General features: G+C 53.5%; 15 protein-coding genes. All 15 read left to right on the top strand.

Annotation, left to right across the window (positions count from 1 at the left end; genetic code table 11):
* Positions 1-43 precede the first annotated feature (43 nt).
* The 15 genes from cysC (at position 44) to glmS (ending at position 14,951) form a co-directional block, all read left to right on the top strand.
* Positions 44-703 (top strand): adenylyl-sulfate kinase, encoded by a 660-nt coding sequence (cysC, locus tag ACZ5BW_RS13285; RefSeq protein WP_464540726.1) that lies wholly within the window; start codon positions 44-46, stop codon positions 701-703.
* 97 nt (positions 704-800) lie between these two features.
* The gene (locus ACZ5BW_RS13280) at positions 801-2,141 is read left to right on the top strand and encodes a putative O-glycosylation ligase, exosortase A system-associated (protein WP_464540724.1); all 1,341 of its coding nucleotides are present in this window, start codon (positions 801-803) and stop codon (positions 2,139-2,141) included.
* 62 nt (positions 2,142-2,203) lie between these two features.
* Entirely contained in the window at positions 2,204-3,226 is a 1,023-nt protein-coding gene (locus tag ACZ5BW_RS13275) for a polysaccharide deacetylase family protein (protein WP_464540722.1), read from the top strand.
* A gap of 144 nt (positions 3,227-3,370) precedes the next feature.
* Positions 3,371-3,841, top strand: a complete 471-nt coding sequence (locus ACZ5BW_RS13270; protein WP_464540720.1) for a DUF3565 domain-containing protein — start codon at positions 3,371-3,373, stop codon at positions 3,839-3,841.
* A gap of 464 nt (positions 3,842-4,305) precedes the next feature.
* Entirely contained in the window at positions 4,306-4,698 is a 393-nt protein-coding gene (locus tag ACZ5BW_RS13265) for an ATP synthase subunit I (RefSeq protein ID WP_113068224.1), read from the top strand.
* Between the two features lie 22 nt (positions 4,699-4,720).
* Complete coding sequence (gene atpB / locus ACZ5BW_RS13260; protein WP_464540717.1) at positions 4,721-5,527, top strand: F0F1 ATP synthase subunit A; 807 nt, start codon at positions 4,721-4,723, stop codon at positions 5,525-5,527.
* 53 nt (positions 5,528-5,580) lie between these two features.
* Positions 5,581-5,853, top strand: a complete 273-nt coding sequence (gene atpE / locus ACZ5BW_RS13255) for a F0F1 ATP synthase subunit C (RefSeq protein ID WP_011379667.1) — start codon at positions 5,581-5,583, stop codon at positions 5,851-5,853.
* 37 nt (positions 5,854-5,890) lie between these two features.
* The gene (locus ACZ5BW_RS13250) at positions 5,891-6,361 is read left to right on the top strand and encodes a F0F1 ATP synthase subunit B (protein WP_464540714.1); all 471 of its coding nucleotides are present in this window, start codon (positions 5,891-5,893) and stop codon (positions 6,359-6,361) included.
* Between the two features lie 3 nt (positions 6,362-6,364).
* On the top strand, positions 6,365-6,901 hold the full coding sequence (locus tag ACZ5BW_RS13245; protein WP_464540712.1) for a F0F1 ATP synthase subunit delta: 537 nt from the start codon (positions 6,365-6,367) through the stop codon (positions 6,899-6,901).
* Positions 6,902-6,915: 14 nt separating this feature from the next.
* Entirely contained in the window at positions 6,916-8,457 is a 1,542-nt protein-coding gene (gene atpA, locus ACZ5BW_RS13240; RefSeq protein ID WP_464540710.1) for a F0F1 ATP synthase subunit alpha, read from the top strand.
* A 3-nt stretch (positions 8,458-8,460) separates the two neighbouring features.
* Positions 8,461-9,342, top strand: coding sequence for a F0F1 ATP synthase subunit gamma (atpG, locus tag ACZ5BW_RS13235; protein WP_074973956.1), 882 nt, complete (start codon positions 8,461-8,463; stop codon positions 9,340-9,342).
* Positions 9,343-9,372: 30 nt separating this feature from the next.
* Positions 9,373-10,752 carry a F0F1 ATP synthase subunit beta gene (gene atpD, locus ACZ5BW_RS13230; RefSeq protein WP_074704915.1) on the top strand — a complete coding sequence of 460 codons (1,380 nt, stop codon included), beginning with the start codon at positions 9,373-9,375 and terminating at the stop codon, positions 10,750-10,752.
* A 66-nt stretch (positions 10,753-10,818) separates the two neighbouring features.
* Positions 10,819-11,238 (top strand): F0F1 ATP synthase subunit epsilon, encoded by a 420-nt coding sequence (locus ACZ5BW_RS13225; protein ID WP_074973958.1) that lies wholly within the window; start codon positions 10,819-10,821, stop codon positions 11,236-11,238.
* A gap of 399 nt (positions 11,239-11,637) precedes the next feature.
* Entirely contained in the window at positions 11,638-13,026 is a 1,389-nt protein-coding gene (gene glmU / locus ACZ5BW_RS13220; RefSeq protein ID WP_464540707.1) for a bifunctional UDP-N-acetylglucosamine diphosphorylase/glucosamine-1-phosphate N-acetyltransferase GlmU, read from the top strand.
* 77 nt (positions 13,027-13,103) lie between these two features.
* Positions 13,104-14,951 carry a glutamine--fructose-6-phosphate transaminase (isomerizing) gene (gene glmS / locus ACZ5BW_RS13215; protein WP_464540705.1) on the top strand — a complete coding sequence of 616 codons (1,848 nt, stop codon included), beginning with the start codon at positions 13,104-13,106 and terminating at the stop codon, positions 14,949-14,951.
* Positions 14,952-15,006: the final 55 nt, after the last annotated feature.

Raw genomic sequence — 15,006 nt, 5'->3', positions numbered from 1 at the left:
GATATAATTCGTTTATCCAAAAATCGGAGTCTGAGATCGGAATATGAATACCAATACCGTATGGCACAATGCCATCGTTACTCGTGCGCACCGGGAGAAGCTGAATGTGCACCGCTCGGCGGTACTGTGGTTTACCGGGCTTTCCGGTTCCGGCAAATCGACGTTGGCGCATGCAGTGGAGGAAAAGCTTTACGAGTTGAACTGCCGCACGTTTGTACTCGACGGGGATAATGTCCGTCAAGGCTTATGCTCCGATCTGGGGTTTTCCGTAGAGGATCGTTCCGAAAATATTCGCCGCATAAGCGAGGCAGCCAGGCTTCTGATCGAGTCGGGCGTCATTGCCATGACTGCTTTTATTTCACCTTTTCGGACTGACCGGCAAAAGGCGCGCAGCATTTTTCCTCACGGGGATTTCATCGAGATTTTTTGTGAGGCCAGCCTGGAGGTATGTGAGCGGCGCGATGTGAAAGGGCTCTATAAGCGGGCTCGGGCCGGCGAGGTCAAAGAATTTACCGGCATCTCATCACCCTACGAGGAGCCTGCGAATCCCGAGCTAATTGTCAGGACGGGCGAGTTGGAACTTAAGGATTGTGTTGCACAGGTAATCGAATTCATGGAGCAGCAGAATATCTTCAGAGGAAGCTTCAGTCGCGATAACACGAAGGATCTTTCCCGCTCGACCATCGATGCAGCCAAAGCATGATAGTTGGGTCTGGGTAAGGCAGGGCCGCCTGCACTGCGGATAAAGGGATTTTCGGTGTTTTTATGACAAAACAAAATTCAGAGAGTGCAGTACGAACATGAGGGACATCCTCGTTACCCTGATTGTCTTCGGATGGTTGCCCGCTGTCTTTAAAAAGCCGTATATAGGCGCGTTGATGTGGGTGTGGATAAGCGTTATGAACCCTCACACCCAGGGGTGGGGATTTGCTACCACATTCCCCTTTGCGGCGATTATTGCCGGAGTCACGATAACAACTCTTCTAGTTACAAAAGAGCCAAAAAATCTCCCTCTAACCACTGTTATCTGGATTTTCATAATTTTCGTGTTCTGGATGAATCTGAGCACGATCCTTGCTATTTATCCCACCGAGGCGTACGCCCAGTGGAACAAGGTTATGAAAATCATGTTGATGAGCTTTGTGGTCACCATGCTGATCAAGACACAAAAACAGATCGATTATCTCATCTGGATCATAGTGATCTCGCTCGGGTATTACGGCGTCAAGGGGGGCATTTTTACGCTGGTGGGAGGAGGGGTGGATATGGTCATGGGACCGGAAAGCACTTTCATCGAGGGAAATAATGAGATTGCCCTGGCGCTTATCATGACCATTCCTCTCATGCATTATATTCAGACGATTTCCCCGAAGACGTGGGTGAGGCACGCCCTGACGGCCGCCATACTGCTATCCGCCATTGCCGCGCTGGGCACCTATTCACGGGGCGCCCTGCTGGCCATTGCTGCAATGGGGGCGTTTCTATGGCTCAAAAGTCAGCATAAAGTGCGCATCGCCCTCCTGGTTGTTCTCGCTATTTTTCCGGCGATTGCATTCATGCCGGAGAAGTGGGCGGAAAGAATGGACAGCATCAACACGTATGAGGAGGACGGGTCGGTTCAAGGGCGTTTCAATGCCTGGTGGATGGCCTACAATCTGGCCAAGGACCGGCCGCTCACCGGCGGCGGTTTTGAGGTTATTACCCCTGAATTATTTTTGGCTTACGCCCCCAATCCGGAGGACGTACATGCTGCCCATAGCGTCTATTTTCAAGCGCTCGGTGAGCATGGTTTTGTCGGGCTGGGACTTTACTTGCTGCTCGGATTACTCACCTGGCGAACAGGCTCATGGATTATACGCAGCACCAGAAAGCTCGAAGAGTTCAGATGGGCTTCCAATCTGGCAACGATGATTCAGGTATCGTTCATTGGCTTTGCTACGGGAGGTACTTTCCTTAGTCTTCTTTATTTTGATGTTCCCTACTACCTCATGGGGGCAATGGTTGCAACGCGTGTTCTGGTGGAAAAAGAACTCAAGCAAAAAGCCTTGTCGGCAGTCACTGCAAAAGCATCAGGTTCTCCGCGCCCGCTTGGGCAGTTGAATCCCCCCCAATCGCAGCCGATAGCCGGGGATTCAAGCTAGGATATGACGTCGAAGAGTTCATTGTGTAATAAATCTGCTGCCCGTGTTTCCGCTTTTCTCCTATGAGAACCTCTGAATATGATCACGTGGACAATCTGGTAAATCAGGTGCCATTTTGGCCGCTGTTGATGGGCCGTGCAATGTTGCATCTGCTTTCCCCCGGGGGGCGGAGCGCCCGCCTGTCCATACTGATTTATCATCGGGTGCTGCCCTGCCAGGATCCACTTTTTCCGGAGGAGAGTCACGCTCAGTCCTTCGATCAGCAGATGGAGCAGCTTACGGTATGTTTCAGGGTCATATCTCTCAGGGAGGCGATTCGTGGGCTCCGTAATGGAACCCTGCCTCCACGTGCTGCCTGTGTCACTTTCGATGACGGTTATGCCGATAATGCGGAAATCGCTTTGCCGATTCTGAAAAAACGGGGCATTCCTGCCACTTTTTTCGTGGCAACCGGTTTTCTTGACGGAGGACGGATGTTCAACGATACCGTGATAGAATTAATCCGTCGTGCGCCGGGAAGCACCGTTGATCTCGACAGCCTGGGCCTGGGAAGGTTTTCGATCGGAACTATTCCCGAGCGTCGTCAAACTATTCATCAACTATTGGGCAAGCTCAAGTATCTGCCTTCCGAGTCACGGCAATCGACCGTGGAGGCGATGTCGGCGTTGATTCCAGTCATGCTGCCTGACAATCTCATGATGACCTCCGAGCAGGTTAGAGTGATGCACAATGCAGGAATGGAAATAGGTGGGCATACCGCCAGTCATCCCATCCTGACACAAATGGAAAACAGCGCAGCCTGTGCTGACATTGCTGCCGGCAAAGAGATGCTGGAGGACATTATTCGTGCTCCAGTGCGATTTTTTGCCTACCCGAACGGGAAGCCGGGGAGGGATTATTTGCCCGATCACGTCCGGATGGTAAAGAAGCTGGGATTTGATGCGGCAGTCTCAACTGCCCATGGAGCAGCGAGAAAAGACAGCGACCTCCATCAGCTCCCTCGTTTTACTCCCTGGGATCAGCGCCCGCTGCGATTCCCCCTTCTGATGGCGCGAAATATGCTGAAAACTGGAGAAACAGTTTAACGATTGATCATACAGGGACTCCTGGTTTTTTCTTTACCCTCGAAGTTAATGTTGGCTTCTCTGCAACGGAAGGAAAGCCTGGAAATTCTCTCTTCTTTGAGAAGTTCATATAAGTCAAGTTTCCCACGACCATTTGCTCAACCTATGGAAAGACCTATTACAGGATTTGATACCGATAGTGAGGGAGATCCGATCGCAATTCTGACTTGCGGACACGCCCAGCATATACGGCATAATCCGCCGTTTATCAATCGCCCCTGGATTACTTCCGAGCAGGGACGTGAAGGCATGATGGGAAAAACGCTTAACTGTGTCCGCTGCGATCAGTTCGAGTTGCCCGACTACTTTGTTCCATACAAGCGGACGTCCGTCTTCACTGAGGAAACGGTGCCGGCAGCGTTGAGAAAAGACCACTCGACCAAAACCGGCGTATGGGGGAAGATCCTTGTGGAAGCGGGAAAGCTCCGCTATCGCGTCGATATGCTGAATGTGGATACGGAACTGTCGGCAGAAACGGTTGGAGTAGTGGTGCCTGAGGTTCTCCACAATGTAGAACCTCAAGGCCCGGTCCGCTTTTTCGTCGAATTTTACCGCGCTCCGGATAAAGAAACCTAAAGAACCGCTGAATAAATCCTTCGTCGCGCCTGCGAGGGATTTGGTCAGTGCTTCTCTATCTCTACCTCCCTTCCTTGTCTGCCCATGGGAAACTCCATGCATTCTCGTAACGATGTAGGGGGAAATGTAAATACCGATTGATGGTTCAATGGTATTTCCGCTTTTAACCGCATTCCACCTCTCGATGCCCGTATCCTGAGTCTTCACCATATTAAATTTTTTGCAGGGTTTCCGTGAATGAAAAGAGGTCTTTCCATTGACTGTTGTGCGCAAGCAGATTAGAATCCGCGTGTTTTAAATAGGTCAGCCGATTTAATTATTCAGGAGACCTGGAAGAAGGAAACAAGCCGCGCTGGCCAAGGTAAGGAATTAAAATCAGGTCTTCCACGAACACACGTTCAACGAGCCAAGGTCACTCTCAACATCTGTTTTTGTGACTGGCGCTTTCCGACGAAGCTCAGCAAATGCCCTGGATACGAAACAAGCCGGTACGCGTTGTCATGCGTTGGCAACTGATTGTCACACTGGCGATGGTGCTAACGCTGGGTTTGTTATGGGGATTCCACGGCGCAGCCTCGGCTTTTCTGGGCGGTGTGGTCAGCATTGTTTCTGCCGCGGCGTTTTCTGCAATTGTCTCCAGGTATCGCGGCTCCACCGCGGGCGGCATACTGGTCACGGCCCTGAAAGCAGAAGCGGTAAAAATAGTTATCACAGTTGCATTGCTCTGGCTGGTGATGACGCTCTACAAGGACGTCGTGGCGGTCGGCTTTATCGGGACCTTCATACTTACGGTTCTGATCTTCGGGCTGGCATTGTTCGTAACGGACGATGCAAAGGTTGCGCAAATAAAGCAGTAAACAGTTTGAGATAGGCAAATAAATGGCATCAGGCACAGAACTTACCCCAACTTCCTATATGTCGCATCACCTGACCAATCTGACCAGTTCGATCGGTGAAGGTGATTTCTGGACGCTGCACGTGGATACGCTCGTCATGGCGGCGCTGACCGGTATCGTCAGCCTCGGTTTTCTCTGGTGGGTGGTGCGCGGGGCGACTTCGGGCGTTCCCAGCAAGCGGCAGGCATTCGTGGAGCTTGCCATCGAATTCATCGATAATCAGGTCAAAAGCACTTTTCACGGAGACCGGCATGCATTTGTAGCACCTGCTGCGCTCACGGTGTTTGTGTGGGTGTTCATGATGAGCGCCATGGATTTCCTGCCGATCGATATCATGGCGAAGGTATACGAACTGGTGGGGCTGCATAACTGGCGCAGCGTCCCGACCGCCGACGTGAATACGACGTTCGCGCTGGCGCTCTCCGTGTGGTTCCTGATGATCTTCTTCAACATGAAAGTCAAGGGCGTGGGCGGCTGGATACACGAACTGGTCTGCAGCCCCTTCGGCAAGAACCCTTTATTGTGGCCGGTCAATATCCTGTTCAATCTGGTTGAATACATCTCCAAGCCGCTTTCGCATTCATTGCGGCTGTACGGGAATATTTATGCCGGAGAAATCATTTTTCTGCTGCTCGGCATGTGGGCGGCAACCGGCCTTGTCGGGACATTTTTCGGCACGCTGCTGAATGCAGGGTGGGCCATCTTCCATATCCTGATCGTCACATTGCAGGCATTTATCTTCATGATGCTGACGGTGGTTTATCTTTCCATGGCGCACGAGTCACACTGATTCTGCGTCGCTGTTCTTAACCAATTTCAATTACTACTAGAGAGGAAAACCAGATGGAGAATTTGCAATTCCTGGCCATGATTCAGGCATACACGGGCATTGGCATCGGCCTGATGATCGGTCTCGGCGCAGCCGGTGCCTGTATCGGTATCGGCATTATGTGCAGCAGCTTCCTGGAAGGCGCCGCACGCCAGCCGGAAATGATCCCGACGCTGCAAGGAAAAGTGTTCCTGCTGCTCGGTCTGATCGACGCGTCGTTCATTATCGGCGTGGGTCTCGCGATGCTTTTTGCGTTCGGCAACCCGTTGCTGGCTGTGATCAAGTAATAGTGATTGCTCCCGGTATCATTCCCAGAGGCTAGCCATGAACATAAACTTCACGCTTATTTCCCAGGCAATGGCGTTTGCCATCTTCATCTGGTTCACAGTCAGGTTTGTGTGGCCTCCATTGATGCGCGCAATCGAGAATCGCCAGAAAACGATCGCCGAAGGTTTGGCTGCGGGCGAACGTGGCAAGCGCGAACTCGAACTGGCAAGTCAACGCTCAGGCGACGTCGTCCGGGAGGCCAGGCAGCGAGCGTCCGATATCATCGCGCAGGCGGAAAAGCGTGCCGCGGAGATCGTGGATGAAGCCAAGGTAGCCGCAAGAGAAGAGGGCGGCCGCATTCTTGTGGGCGCCAAGGCAGAGGTGGAGCAGGAAGTGTTTCGCGCAAAGGAAGTTTTGCGCCAGCAGGTGGCGGACTTGGCGCTGGCGGGCGCCGCAAAGATCCTCCGGCGCGAGGTGGATGAAAAAGCGCACGCCGAACTGCTTACATCCCTCAAGGCGGAGCTCTAGCCAATGGCCGAAACTCGCACGATTGCCCGGCCTTATGCGGAGGCTGTCTTCAAACTTGCAAAAAACCAGAACGATCTCGCCCGTTGGGCGGACACACTACAGTTGGCGGCCGCTGTCGCAGCCGACGAAAATATCCGTTCATTGATCGGCAACCCCAAGGTATCTTCCAGAAAACTGGGCGAGCTTTTTTTGGGTGTTTGCGGGGACAGACTCAATGAAGAAGGTCGCAATTTCATCTTACTGCTGGCGGAAAACGGCAGGCTTGAAATTTTGCCGGAGGTGAATGAGTTGTATGAGCAACTCAAGACCCGTTATGAAGGCGTGCTGGATGCCAAAGTTACTTCTGCTTTTGCCATCAGTGATGCTCAATTGAGGGATCTGGTGACTGATCTCGAGGCCAAATTCAAGCGCAAGATAGAGGCAAAAGTGAGTGTCGACGCGGATTTGATAGGCGGCGTGATAGTCGAAATAGGCGATGAGGTGCTTGACGCCTCCGTGCGAGGAAAACTGGAAGCCATGGCTGTTGCACTTAAAAGCTAGGAGTTAACTGAAAAATGCATTTAAATCCATCCGAGATCAGTGAACTGATCAAAAGCAGAATTGAAGGGCTTGAAGCAACCGCCGAAGTCCGGACACAGGGTACGGTGGTTTCCGTGACCGACGGCATCGTGCGTGTCCATGGGCTGTCTGATGTGATGCAGGGCGAAATGCTTGAGTTCCCTGGTAATACCTTCGGTCTTGCGCTCAATCTGGAGCGCGATTCAGTGGGTGCCGTTGTTCTGGGTGAGTATGAGCACATTACCGAGGGCGACACCGTCAAGTGCACGGGTCGCATTCTTGAAGTTCCGGTAGGAGAGGAACTGATCGGCCGTGTAGTCAACGCGCTAGGTCAGCCGATCGATGGCAAGGGGCCGATAACCACCAAGCGCTCCGAGCCGATAGAAAAGATTGCGCCGGGCGTGGTGTGGCGTCAATCGGTGAATCAGCCGGTGCAAACCGGACTGAAAGCGATCGACGCAATGGTTCCCATCGGGCGCGGACAGCGTGAATTGATCATTGGAGACCGTCAAACGGGAAAAACGGCAGTGGCCGTGGATGCAATCATCAACCAGAAGGGTGAGAACATGATTTGCATCTACGTTGCGATTGGTCAGAAAGCGTCATCGATCAGTAACGTGGTGCGGAAGCTGGAAGAGCATGGGGCGATGGAATATACCATCGTCGTGGCTGCCACCGCTTCGGAGTCTGCCGCGATGCAGTTTATTGCACCTTATTCCGGTTGCACGATGGGCGAGTATTTCCGCGATACCGGCAGGGATGCGCTGATTGTTTATGATGATTTGACCAAGCAAGCGTGGGCTTATCGCCAGATTTCCCTGTTATTGCGACGCCCTCCTGGTCGGGAAGCCTATCCTGGAGATGTGTTTTATTTGCACTCGCGACTGCTGGAACGCGCCGCCCGTGTCAGCGCGGCCTATGTGGAAAAAGAGACGAATGGCGCAGTCAAAGGCAAGACGGGTTCGCTGACAGCCTTGCCTGTGATCGAAACCCAGGCGGGTGACGTGACTGCATTCGTTCCCACCAACGTTATCTCCATTACTGACGGCCAGATTTTTCTGGAGTCCGACCTGTTCAATGCAGGTATCCGGCCAGCTATCAACGCCGGTATTTCAGTCTCTCGCGTAGGGGGGGCCGCGCAGACCAAAGTCATCAAGAAACTGGGTGGTGGCGTGCGTCTCGCATTGGCGCAATACCGGGAGCTCGCTGCATTTGCCCAGTTCGCTTCCGATCTGGATGAAGCGACACGCAAGCAGTTGGAGCGCGGTAAGATGGTGACGGAACTCATGAAGCAGCCTCAGTACTCCACGCTGAGCGTGTCTGAAATGGCGCTTACCCTGTTTGCCGTCAACAAAGGGTACCTGGATGATGTGGAAGTGAGCCGTGCATTGGCCTTTGAGTCTGCGGTGAGGAGCTTCGTCCGTAGCAAGTATGGGGCGATTCTGGACAAGATAGAGACCACCAAGGATCTGGATGCGGAAACCGAGAAGGAACTCGATGCGGCAATCCAGGATTTCAAGAAGAACGGAACATACTGACCGATGGCAGGCAGCAGAGAAATACGCAACAAGATCAAAAGCGTGAAGAACACGCAGAAGATCACGCGCGCGATGGAAATGGTGGCTGCATCCAAGATGCGCCGGGCACAGGAACGCATGAAAAAAGCCCGGCCATACGGCGAGAAGATTCGCAACGTCGCAGCCCACATGAGCCGTGCTTACACTGAATACCGCCATCCGTTCCTGATAGAACGCGATACGGTAAAGCGCATCGGCATCATTGTGGTTACCTCTGACAAGGGTTTGTGCGGTGGACTCAACACAAACGTGCTGCGCATGGCGGTAAGTAAGATGAAAGCCTGGGAAGCCGAAGGCGAGCAGATCGAAGTGTGCTGTATCGGCAACAAGGGGTTGGGGTTCATGAACCGTATGGGCGCCAATGTCATCTCGCATGTCGTGAGCCTCGGCGATGCGCCCGATCTGGAGCGGCTGATCGGTGCAATAAAAATATTGCTGGATGGTTATAACCAGGACCGTTTTGACCGCGTATATCTTTTTTATACCCGTTTCATCAATACCATGAAACAGGAACCGGTGATGGAGCAGCTGCTCCCGCTTTCCGATGAACGTCTCAGAGCCAGCGATGGACCGACCGGACAGCGCGGCGTGTGGGATTACATTTATGAACCCGAAGCCAAGCCCGTCATCGATGACGTCATGGTGCGATACGTCGAGGCGCTGATTTATCAGGCATTGACGGAAAATATCGCATCCGAGCAATCTGCGCGCATGGTGGCGATGAAGGCTGCCTCGGACAATGCCGGGAACGTCATCAACGAACTGACGCTGATTTACAACAAATCGCGGCAGGCTGCCATTACCAAGGAATTGTCCGAAATTGTCGGTGGCGCGGCGGCCGTTTGAATAATTTGAATTGATTTTTTAGGGAACAATATGAACCAGGGAAAAATTGTTCAGTGTATCGGCGCGGTGGTTGATGTCGAGTTTACACGTGAAGAGATGCCCAAGGTATATGACGCGCTCGTTCTTGAAGGATCGGAACTCACGCTCGAAGTGCAGCAGCAGTTGGGTGACGGCGTCGTTCGCACGATTGCGCTCGGGTCCTCCGAGGGGTTGCGGCGCGGCATGATGGTAACAAACACCGGTGACCAGATTCGTGTTCCTGTCGGCACCAAAACCTTGGGGCGGATCATGGATGTTCTGGGTACGCCAATAGACGAAATGGGACCTATCGGCGCTGAGCAGAACAGATCAATCCATCAGAAAGCCCCTGCTTTTGACGAATTGTCCGCGTCTACCGAGCTGCTGGAAACAGGGATCAAGGTTATCGATCTCGTTTGTCCCTTTGCCAAGGGCGGCAAGGTGGGCCTGTTCGGCGGCGCCGGCGTGGGCAAGACCGTGAACATGATGGAGCTGATCCGCAACATCGCCATTGAGCATAGTGGATATTCTGTATTTGCGGGTGTGGGGGAGCGTACTCGGGAAGGGAATGACTTCTACCATGAAATGAAGGATTCCAACGTGCTCGACAAGGTGGCGCTGGTATACGGCCAGATGAATGAGCCGCCCGGCAACCGGTTGCGGGTGGCGCTTACAGGTCTCACCATGGCGGAACACTTCCGTGACGAAGGCAGGGACGTGTTGCTGTTCGTGGACAATATCTATCGCTTCACCCTGGCCGGTACGGAAGTATCCGCGTTGCTGGGCCGGATGCCATCGGCTGTGGGTTATCAACCGACGCTGGCTGAGGAAATGGGCCGTTTGCAGGAGCGCATCACCTCCACCAAGTCGGGCTCCATTACCTCCATTCAAGCCGTGTACGTGCCTGCGGACGACCTGACCGACCCATCACCCGCTACAACCTTCGGTCACCTGGATGCTACCGTCGTGCTCTCGCGTGATATTGCTTCGCTGGGGATCTATCCAGCGGTTGATCCTCTCGACTCGACCTCGCGTCAGCTTGATCCTCTCGTGGTGGGCGAAGAGCACTACTCGACTGCCCGGGCCGTGCAGCAAACCCTGCAACGCTATAAGGAATTGCGCGACATCATTGCAATTCTCGGAATGGATGAACTTTCTCCTGAAGACAAGCTGGCTGTGGCAAGGGCACGCAAAATTCAGCGGTTTCTTTCACAACCCTTTAACGTGGCCGAAGTGTTTACCGGCGCACCGGGAAAATACGTACCTCTGAAAGAGACCATCAAAGGCTTCAAGGGCATTGTGTCGGGAGAATACGACCACTTGCCCGAGCAGGCGTTTTACATGGTTGGCGGCATAGACGAGGCGGTTGAAAAAGCCAAAACCTTGCAATAATCGAGTTGATGAATCGGATGACCGGATAAAACAGTCATCCCGATTCAATGATGAATGGGAACTAAAATGGGCGTGTTTCACGTTGATATCGTCAGCGCGGAGGAATCCATTTACTCCGGGCCCGCTGAATTTCTGGTTGCGCCGGCAGAAGGAGGTGAGGTGGGCATTTATCCCCAGCATACTCCCATGCTGACGCGCATCAAGCCGGGATCAGTACGCATTAAGGCGCCGCTGAAAGAAGAGGAATTGGTGTATGTTTCCGGCGGCATGCTTGAAATCCAGCCGGATGTCGTCACTATCCTTGCTGACACCGCGGTACGCGGCGCCGACCTCGATGAAGCAAAGGCCATCGAGGCCAAGAAGCGTGCGGAAGAAGCGGTGAGGGATCGAGCCTCCGCTCTGGATTATGCACGGGCACAGGCAGAACTGAGCGAAGCGATCGCGCAACTGGCCGCTATCCAGAAATTACGGAAACGCGGGCACTGATATTTAGAATCAGAACTGAAAAAGGGCGGTATTTCCGCCCTTTTTCAGTTCTGCGCGAATCAATTCCTGAAATTCAACTGGCGAGGAGTCAATAGCTTACGCTTAATTGAATCGCCTGCTTCCCGGAAAGGCATCAGTATCTCTGCTTCGAGGCATAGCCGGACTTGAGTATGCCTGGTCTCGTGTCCCCTGTTCATTGCTGGAAGTCCGGGCAGAGATACTTCAATCAGGCCAGCTTGACCGCACGGCTCCAGTTGGACACTCCATTTGGATTTGTGCCAGCTATATGATAAATTAACCTGGTTTTCATTCGTAAATTCCGCTTCAACCTTAACTTCCTGCAGCTGATTTGCCTTTGCGGGTCGAATATTACACGTTCCCGCATGTCCTGATATCTTCATGAATGTGTCCAAACTGAACATCGTCGTTCTTGCTGCCGGTCTCGGAAAACGCATGTACTCTGTGCTGCCGAAAGTGTTGCATCCCCTGGCAGGCAAGCCTCTCCTGATGCACGTGCTCGATACCGCCCGAGCATTATCGCCCCACACAACTTGTGTTATTTACGGACACGGGGGTGAGACAGTCCCGCAGACGATAGCCGATGAAAGCCTTGTCTGGGCGCAACAGGTCCCGCAACTCGGCACGGGCCACGCTGTAATGCAGGCGCTGCCTCATATCGAGAAAGAGGGCGTTACACTTATTCTGTATGGCGACGTGCCTCTGACCAGCGTCGAAACATTAAAAAAGCTGATTGCGACGGCGGGAGAGCAAACGTTAGGTTTGCTGACGGTAGAACTCCCTGATCCATCCGGCTACGGCAGAATCGTTCGGCATAGCGAAACGGGTGAAGTTGCCGCCATTGTCGAGGAAAAAGACGCCAGCGAATCCCAGCGCAGCATCGGTGAAATCAATACGGGCATCATGGCGGTTCCGAATCGCTATCTTCACGGCTGGTTATACAAGCTTGAAAACAACAACGCGCAAGGTGAGTATTACCTGACCGATATTGTCGCGATGGCGGTGAAGGATGGGGTAAAGGTAGAAACGGTCACTCCCGCTTATGTATGGGAAACCACCGGAGTCAACAGCAAGGTTCAGCTCGCCGCGCTGGAACGCATCTATCAGACAGCGCAGGCCAATAGGTTGCTGGAGCAGGGTGTAACGCTCGCTGATTCGTCGCGCATCGATATCCGCGGTAAACTTTCTTGCGGCAGGGACGTTATGATCGATATCAACTGCATATTTGAAGGTGACGTTCAACTGGATGATGGTGTAAAAGTGGGTGCTCACACCATACTGAAAGACGTGCGGGTAGCCGCTGATTCGATAATCGCGCCATTCAGTTTGATAGAGGCTGCGGAAATTGGTCGAAATTGCCGTATCGGTCCTTATGCTCGTATTCGTCCGGGCACCCGGCTGGAGGACGAAGTTCACATCGGCAATTTCGTTGAAGTCAAGAACAGCGCCCTTGCGGCCGGCAGCAAGGCAAACCACTTGAGCTACATCGGGGATGCCGTAGTGGGCAGGAGCGTCAACATCGGCGCGGGGACGATTACCTGCAATTATGACGGCGCCAACAAATACCAGACCATCATCGAGGATGATGTCTTTGTCGGCTCCGATACCCAGTTGATAGCACCGGTCAGAGTTGCCCGCGGTTCCACTATCGGCGCGGGTTCGACCATTACCAGGGATACGCCGCCCGATATGTTGACGCTTTCGCGGGCGAAGCAGTTGAGTATCGATGGGTGGAAACGTCCGGTAAAAAAACCGAAGCCTAAAAATTGAGCATAGCCTTTTACCTTTTTCCACCGGTTTTCTTGAACCACGCCAATTGCTGGTATCTGTAAGAAAGGAGTCTTTTGATGTGTGGAATCGTCGGTGCAGTCGCAAAAACCAATATCGTTCCCACCCTGATTGAAGGCCTGCGCCGACTGGAATATCGCGGATATGATTCAGCCGGCATTGCCCTGAACAATGGTCGCCTGCACCGGTTACGCACCACAGGGCGAGTCGCTGAGCTCAGCAAGCTTGCGGATGAGCAGCACTTCAGCGGGGACGTAGGTATTGCCCATACCCGCTGGGCCACGCACGGTGCTCCATCCGAGCGCAACGCCCATCCTCATTTTTCCGGAGAGACGCCCAAGGTGGCGGTGGTGCATAACGGCATCATCGAAAATCACGAGGTACTGCGCCAGCGTTTGCAGGAGGCAGGGTTTGAATTCAGTTCCGATACCGATACGGAAGTCATCGCTCACCTCATTTCGTCTCATCTCAGGGAAAACCCTGATTTATTCGAAGCGGTATGCCGCTCGGTGGGCGAGTTGCGTGGTGCCTATGCAATTGCAGTAATGGAGGAAGCAAGGCCGGAGCGCCTCATCGTTTGCCGCAATGGAGCGCCATTGCTGCTTGGTTTGGGCGAAAACGGGATCTACGCCGCTTCTGATGCTTCCGCCTTGCTGCAGGTTACCCGGCGCATGATCTATCTGGAAGAGGGCGATGTCGCCGAATTGCGCCAGGATGGCTACCGCATCGTCAATTGCCGTTACGACGGTGCACGCGCAGTGGTCGCACGAGCGGTGCAGGAAAGTGAGCTGACAAACGAGGCGGTGGAGTTGGGTCCGTATGCCCACTTCATGCAGAAGGAAATATTCGAGCAACCCGGCGTCGTGGCGAACACGCTGGAAATGGTGCTCAATGCGCAATCCATCTCTCCGCGCCTGTTTGGCACCGAGGCGGAGAACATCTTCAAAAATACCAGAAGCATCCTCATCCTGGCTTGCGGCACCAGCTATCACGCTGGCGTTGTCGCCCGCTACTGGCTTGAAACCGTGGCGGGAATCCCCTGTAATGTCGAAATTGCGAGCGAATATCGCTACCGTAACCCGGCGGTTGGAGCCGACACCCTCATCGTGGGCATCTCTCAATCCGGAGAAACGGCGGATACCCTGGCCGCCTTGAGTTATGCAAGATCACTCGGGCATCGTCACAGTCTGGCGATCTGCAATGTGGCCGAAAGCGCGCTCGTGCGCCAGACGGATTTGCGTTTTCTCACCCGGGCAGGCCCGGAAATCGGTGTGGCCTCGACCAAGGCATTCACTACCCAGCTTGCCGCGCTGATGCTGCTCACCATGACCCTGGCGAAATTGAATGGCAAACTGTCGGGTGAGAGTGAGCGTCAGATGATTGCTGCACTGCGCCACCTGCCTGTCGCACTCCAGCACAGCCTGCAAGTGGAGCCGCAGGTGAAAGCATGGGCGGAAAAATTCGCCGAAAAACATCACGCCCTGTTTCTTGGGCGTGGGATGCACTACCCCATTGCACTGGAGGGTGCGCTCAAGCTCAAGGAAATTTCCTATATCCATGCCGAAGCCTATGCTGCCGGGGAATTAAAGCACGGTCCGCTTGCTCTGGTGGATAAGGATATGCCCGTGGTGGCCATAGCTCCCAACGACGCACTGCTGGAAAAACTCAAGTCAAACCTGCAGGAAGTACGCGCCCGTGGAGGAGAGCTCTACGTTTTCGCCGATGCCGATTCCCACATTCAGGAAAGCGAAGGCGTGCACATCATTCGTCTGGCGGAACACGCGGGACTGCTCAGTCCCATCCTCCACACCATTCCTCTGCAGCTTCTCGCCTACCATGTCGCGTTGCAAAAAGGTACGGATGTGGATAAGCCGAGAAACCTGGCGAAATCAGTGACAGTGGAGTAAGAAGTATCTATTGAATTGACTGTTGGCTAAAGCCGGTTATTCGGACATATTAGTC

It is taken from the genome of Nitrosospira sp. TNL300, assembly GCF_055385915.1.
Note: the sequence above shows the minus strand (reverse complement) of the source record. Positions and strands in the feature narration are given on the sequence as shown.

What these genes read in the sequence shown, in the direction of transcription:
- cysC (WP_464540726.1), top strand. Translation starts at nt 44, where the DNA reads ATGAATACCAATACCGTATGGCACAATGCCATCGTTACTCGTGCGCAC.
- ACZ5BW_RS13280 (WP_464540724.1), top strand. Translation starts at nt 801, where the DNA reads ATGAGGGACATCCTCGTTACCCTGATTGTCTTCGGATGGTTGCCCGCT.
- ACZ5BW_RS13275 (WP_464540722.1), top strand. Translation starts at nt 2,204, where the DNA reads ATGAGAACCTCTGAATATGATCACGTGGACAATCTGGTAAATCAGGTG.
- ACZ5BW_RS13270 (WP_464540720.1), top strand. Translation starts at nt 3,371, where the DNA reads ATGGAAAGACCTATTACAGGATTTGATACCGATAGTGAGGGAGATCCG.
- ACZ5BW_RS13265 (WP_113068224.1), top strand. Translation starts at nt 4,306, where the DNA reads ATGCCCTGGATACGAAACAAGCCGGTACGCGTTGTCATGCGTTGGCAA.
- atpB (WP_464540717.1), top strand. Translation starts at nt 4,721, where the DNA reads ATGGCATCAGGCACAGAACTTACCCCAACTTCCTATATGTCGCATCAC.
- atpE (WP_011379667.1), top strand. Translation starts at nt 5,581, where the DNA reads ATGGAGAATTTGCAATTCCTGGCCATGATTCAGGCATACACGGGCATT.
- ACZ5BW_RS13250 (WP_464540714.1), top strand. Translation starts at nt 5,891, where the DNA reads ATGAACATAAACTTCACGCTTATTTCCCAGGCAATGGCGTTTGCCATC.
- ACZ5BW_RS13245 (WP_464540712.1), top strand. Translation starts at nt 6,365, where the DNA reads ATGGCCGAAACTCGCACGATTGCCCGGCCTTATGCGGAGGCTGTCTTC.
- atpA (WP_464540710.1), top strand. Translation starts at nt 6,916, where the DNA reads ATGCATTTAAATCCATCCGAGATCAGTGAACTGATCAAAAGCAGAATT.
- atpG (WP_074973956.1), top strand. Translation starts at nt 8,461, where the DNA reads ATGGCAGGCAGCAGAGAAATACGCAACAAGATCAAAAGCGTGAAGAAC.
- atpD (WP_074704915.1), top strand. Translation starts at nt 9,373, where the DNA reads ATGAACCAGGGAAAAATTGTTCAGTGTATCGGCGCGGTGGTTGATGTC.
- ACZ5BW_RS13225 (WP_074973958.1), top strand. Translation starts at nt 10,819, where the DNA reads ATGGGCGTGTTTCACGTTGATATCGTCAGCGCGGAGGAATCCATTTAC.
- glmU (WP_464540707.1), top strand. Translation starts at nt 11,638, where the DNA reads ATGAATGTGTCCAAACTGAACATCGTCGTTCTTGCTGCCGGTCTCGGA.
- glmS (WP_464540705.1), top strand. Translation starts at nt 13,104, where the DNA reads ATGTGTGGAATCGTCGGTGCAGTCGCAAAAACCAATATCGTTCCCACC.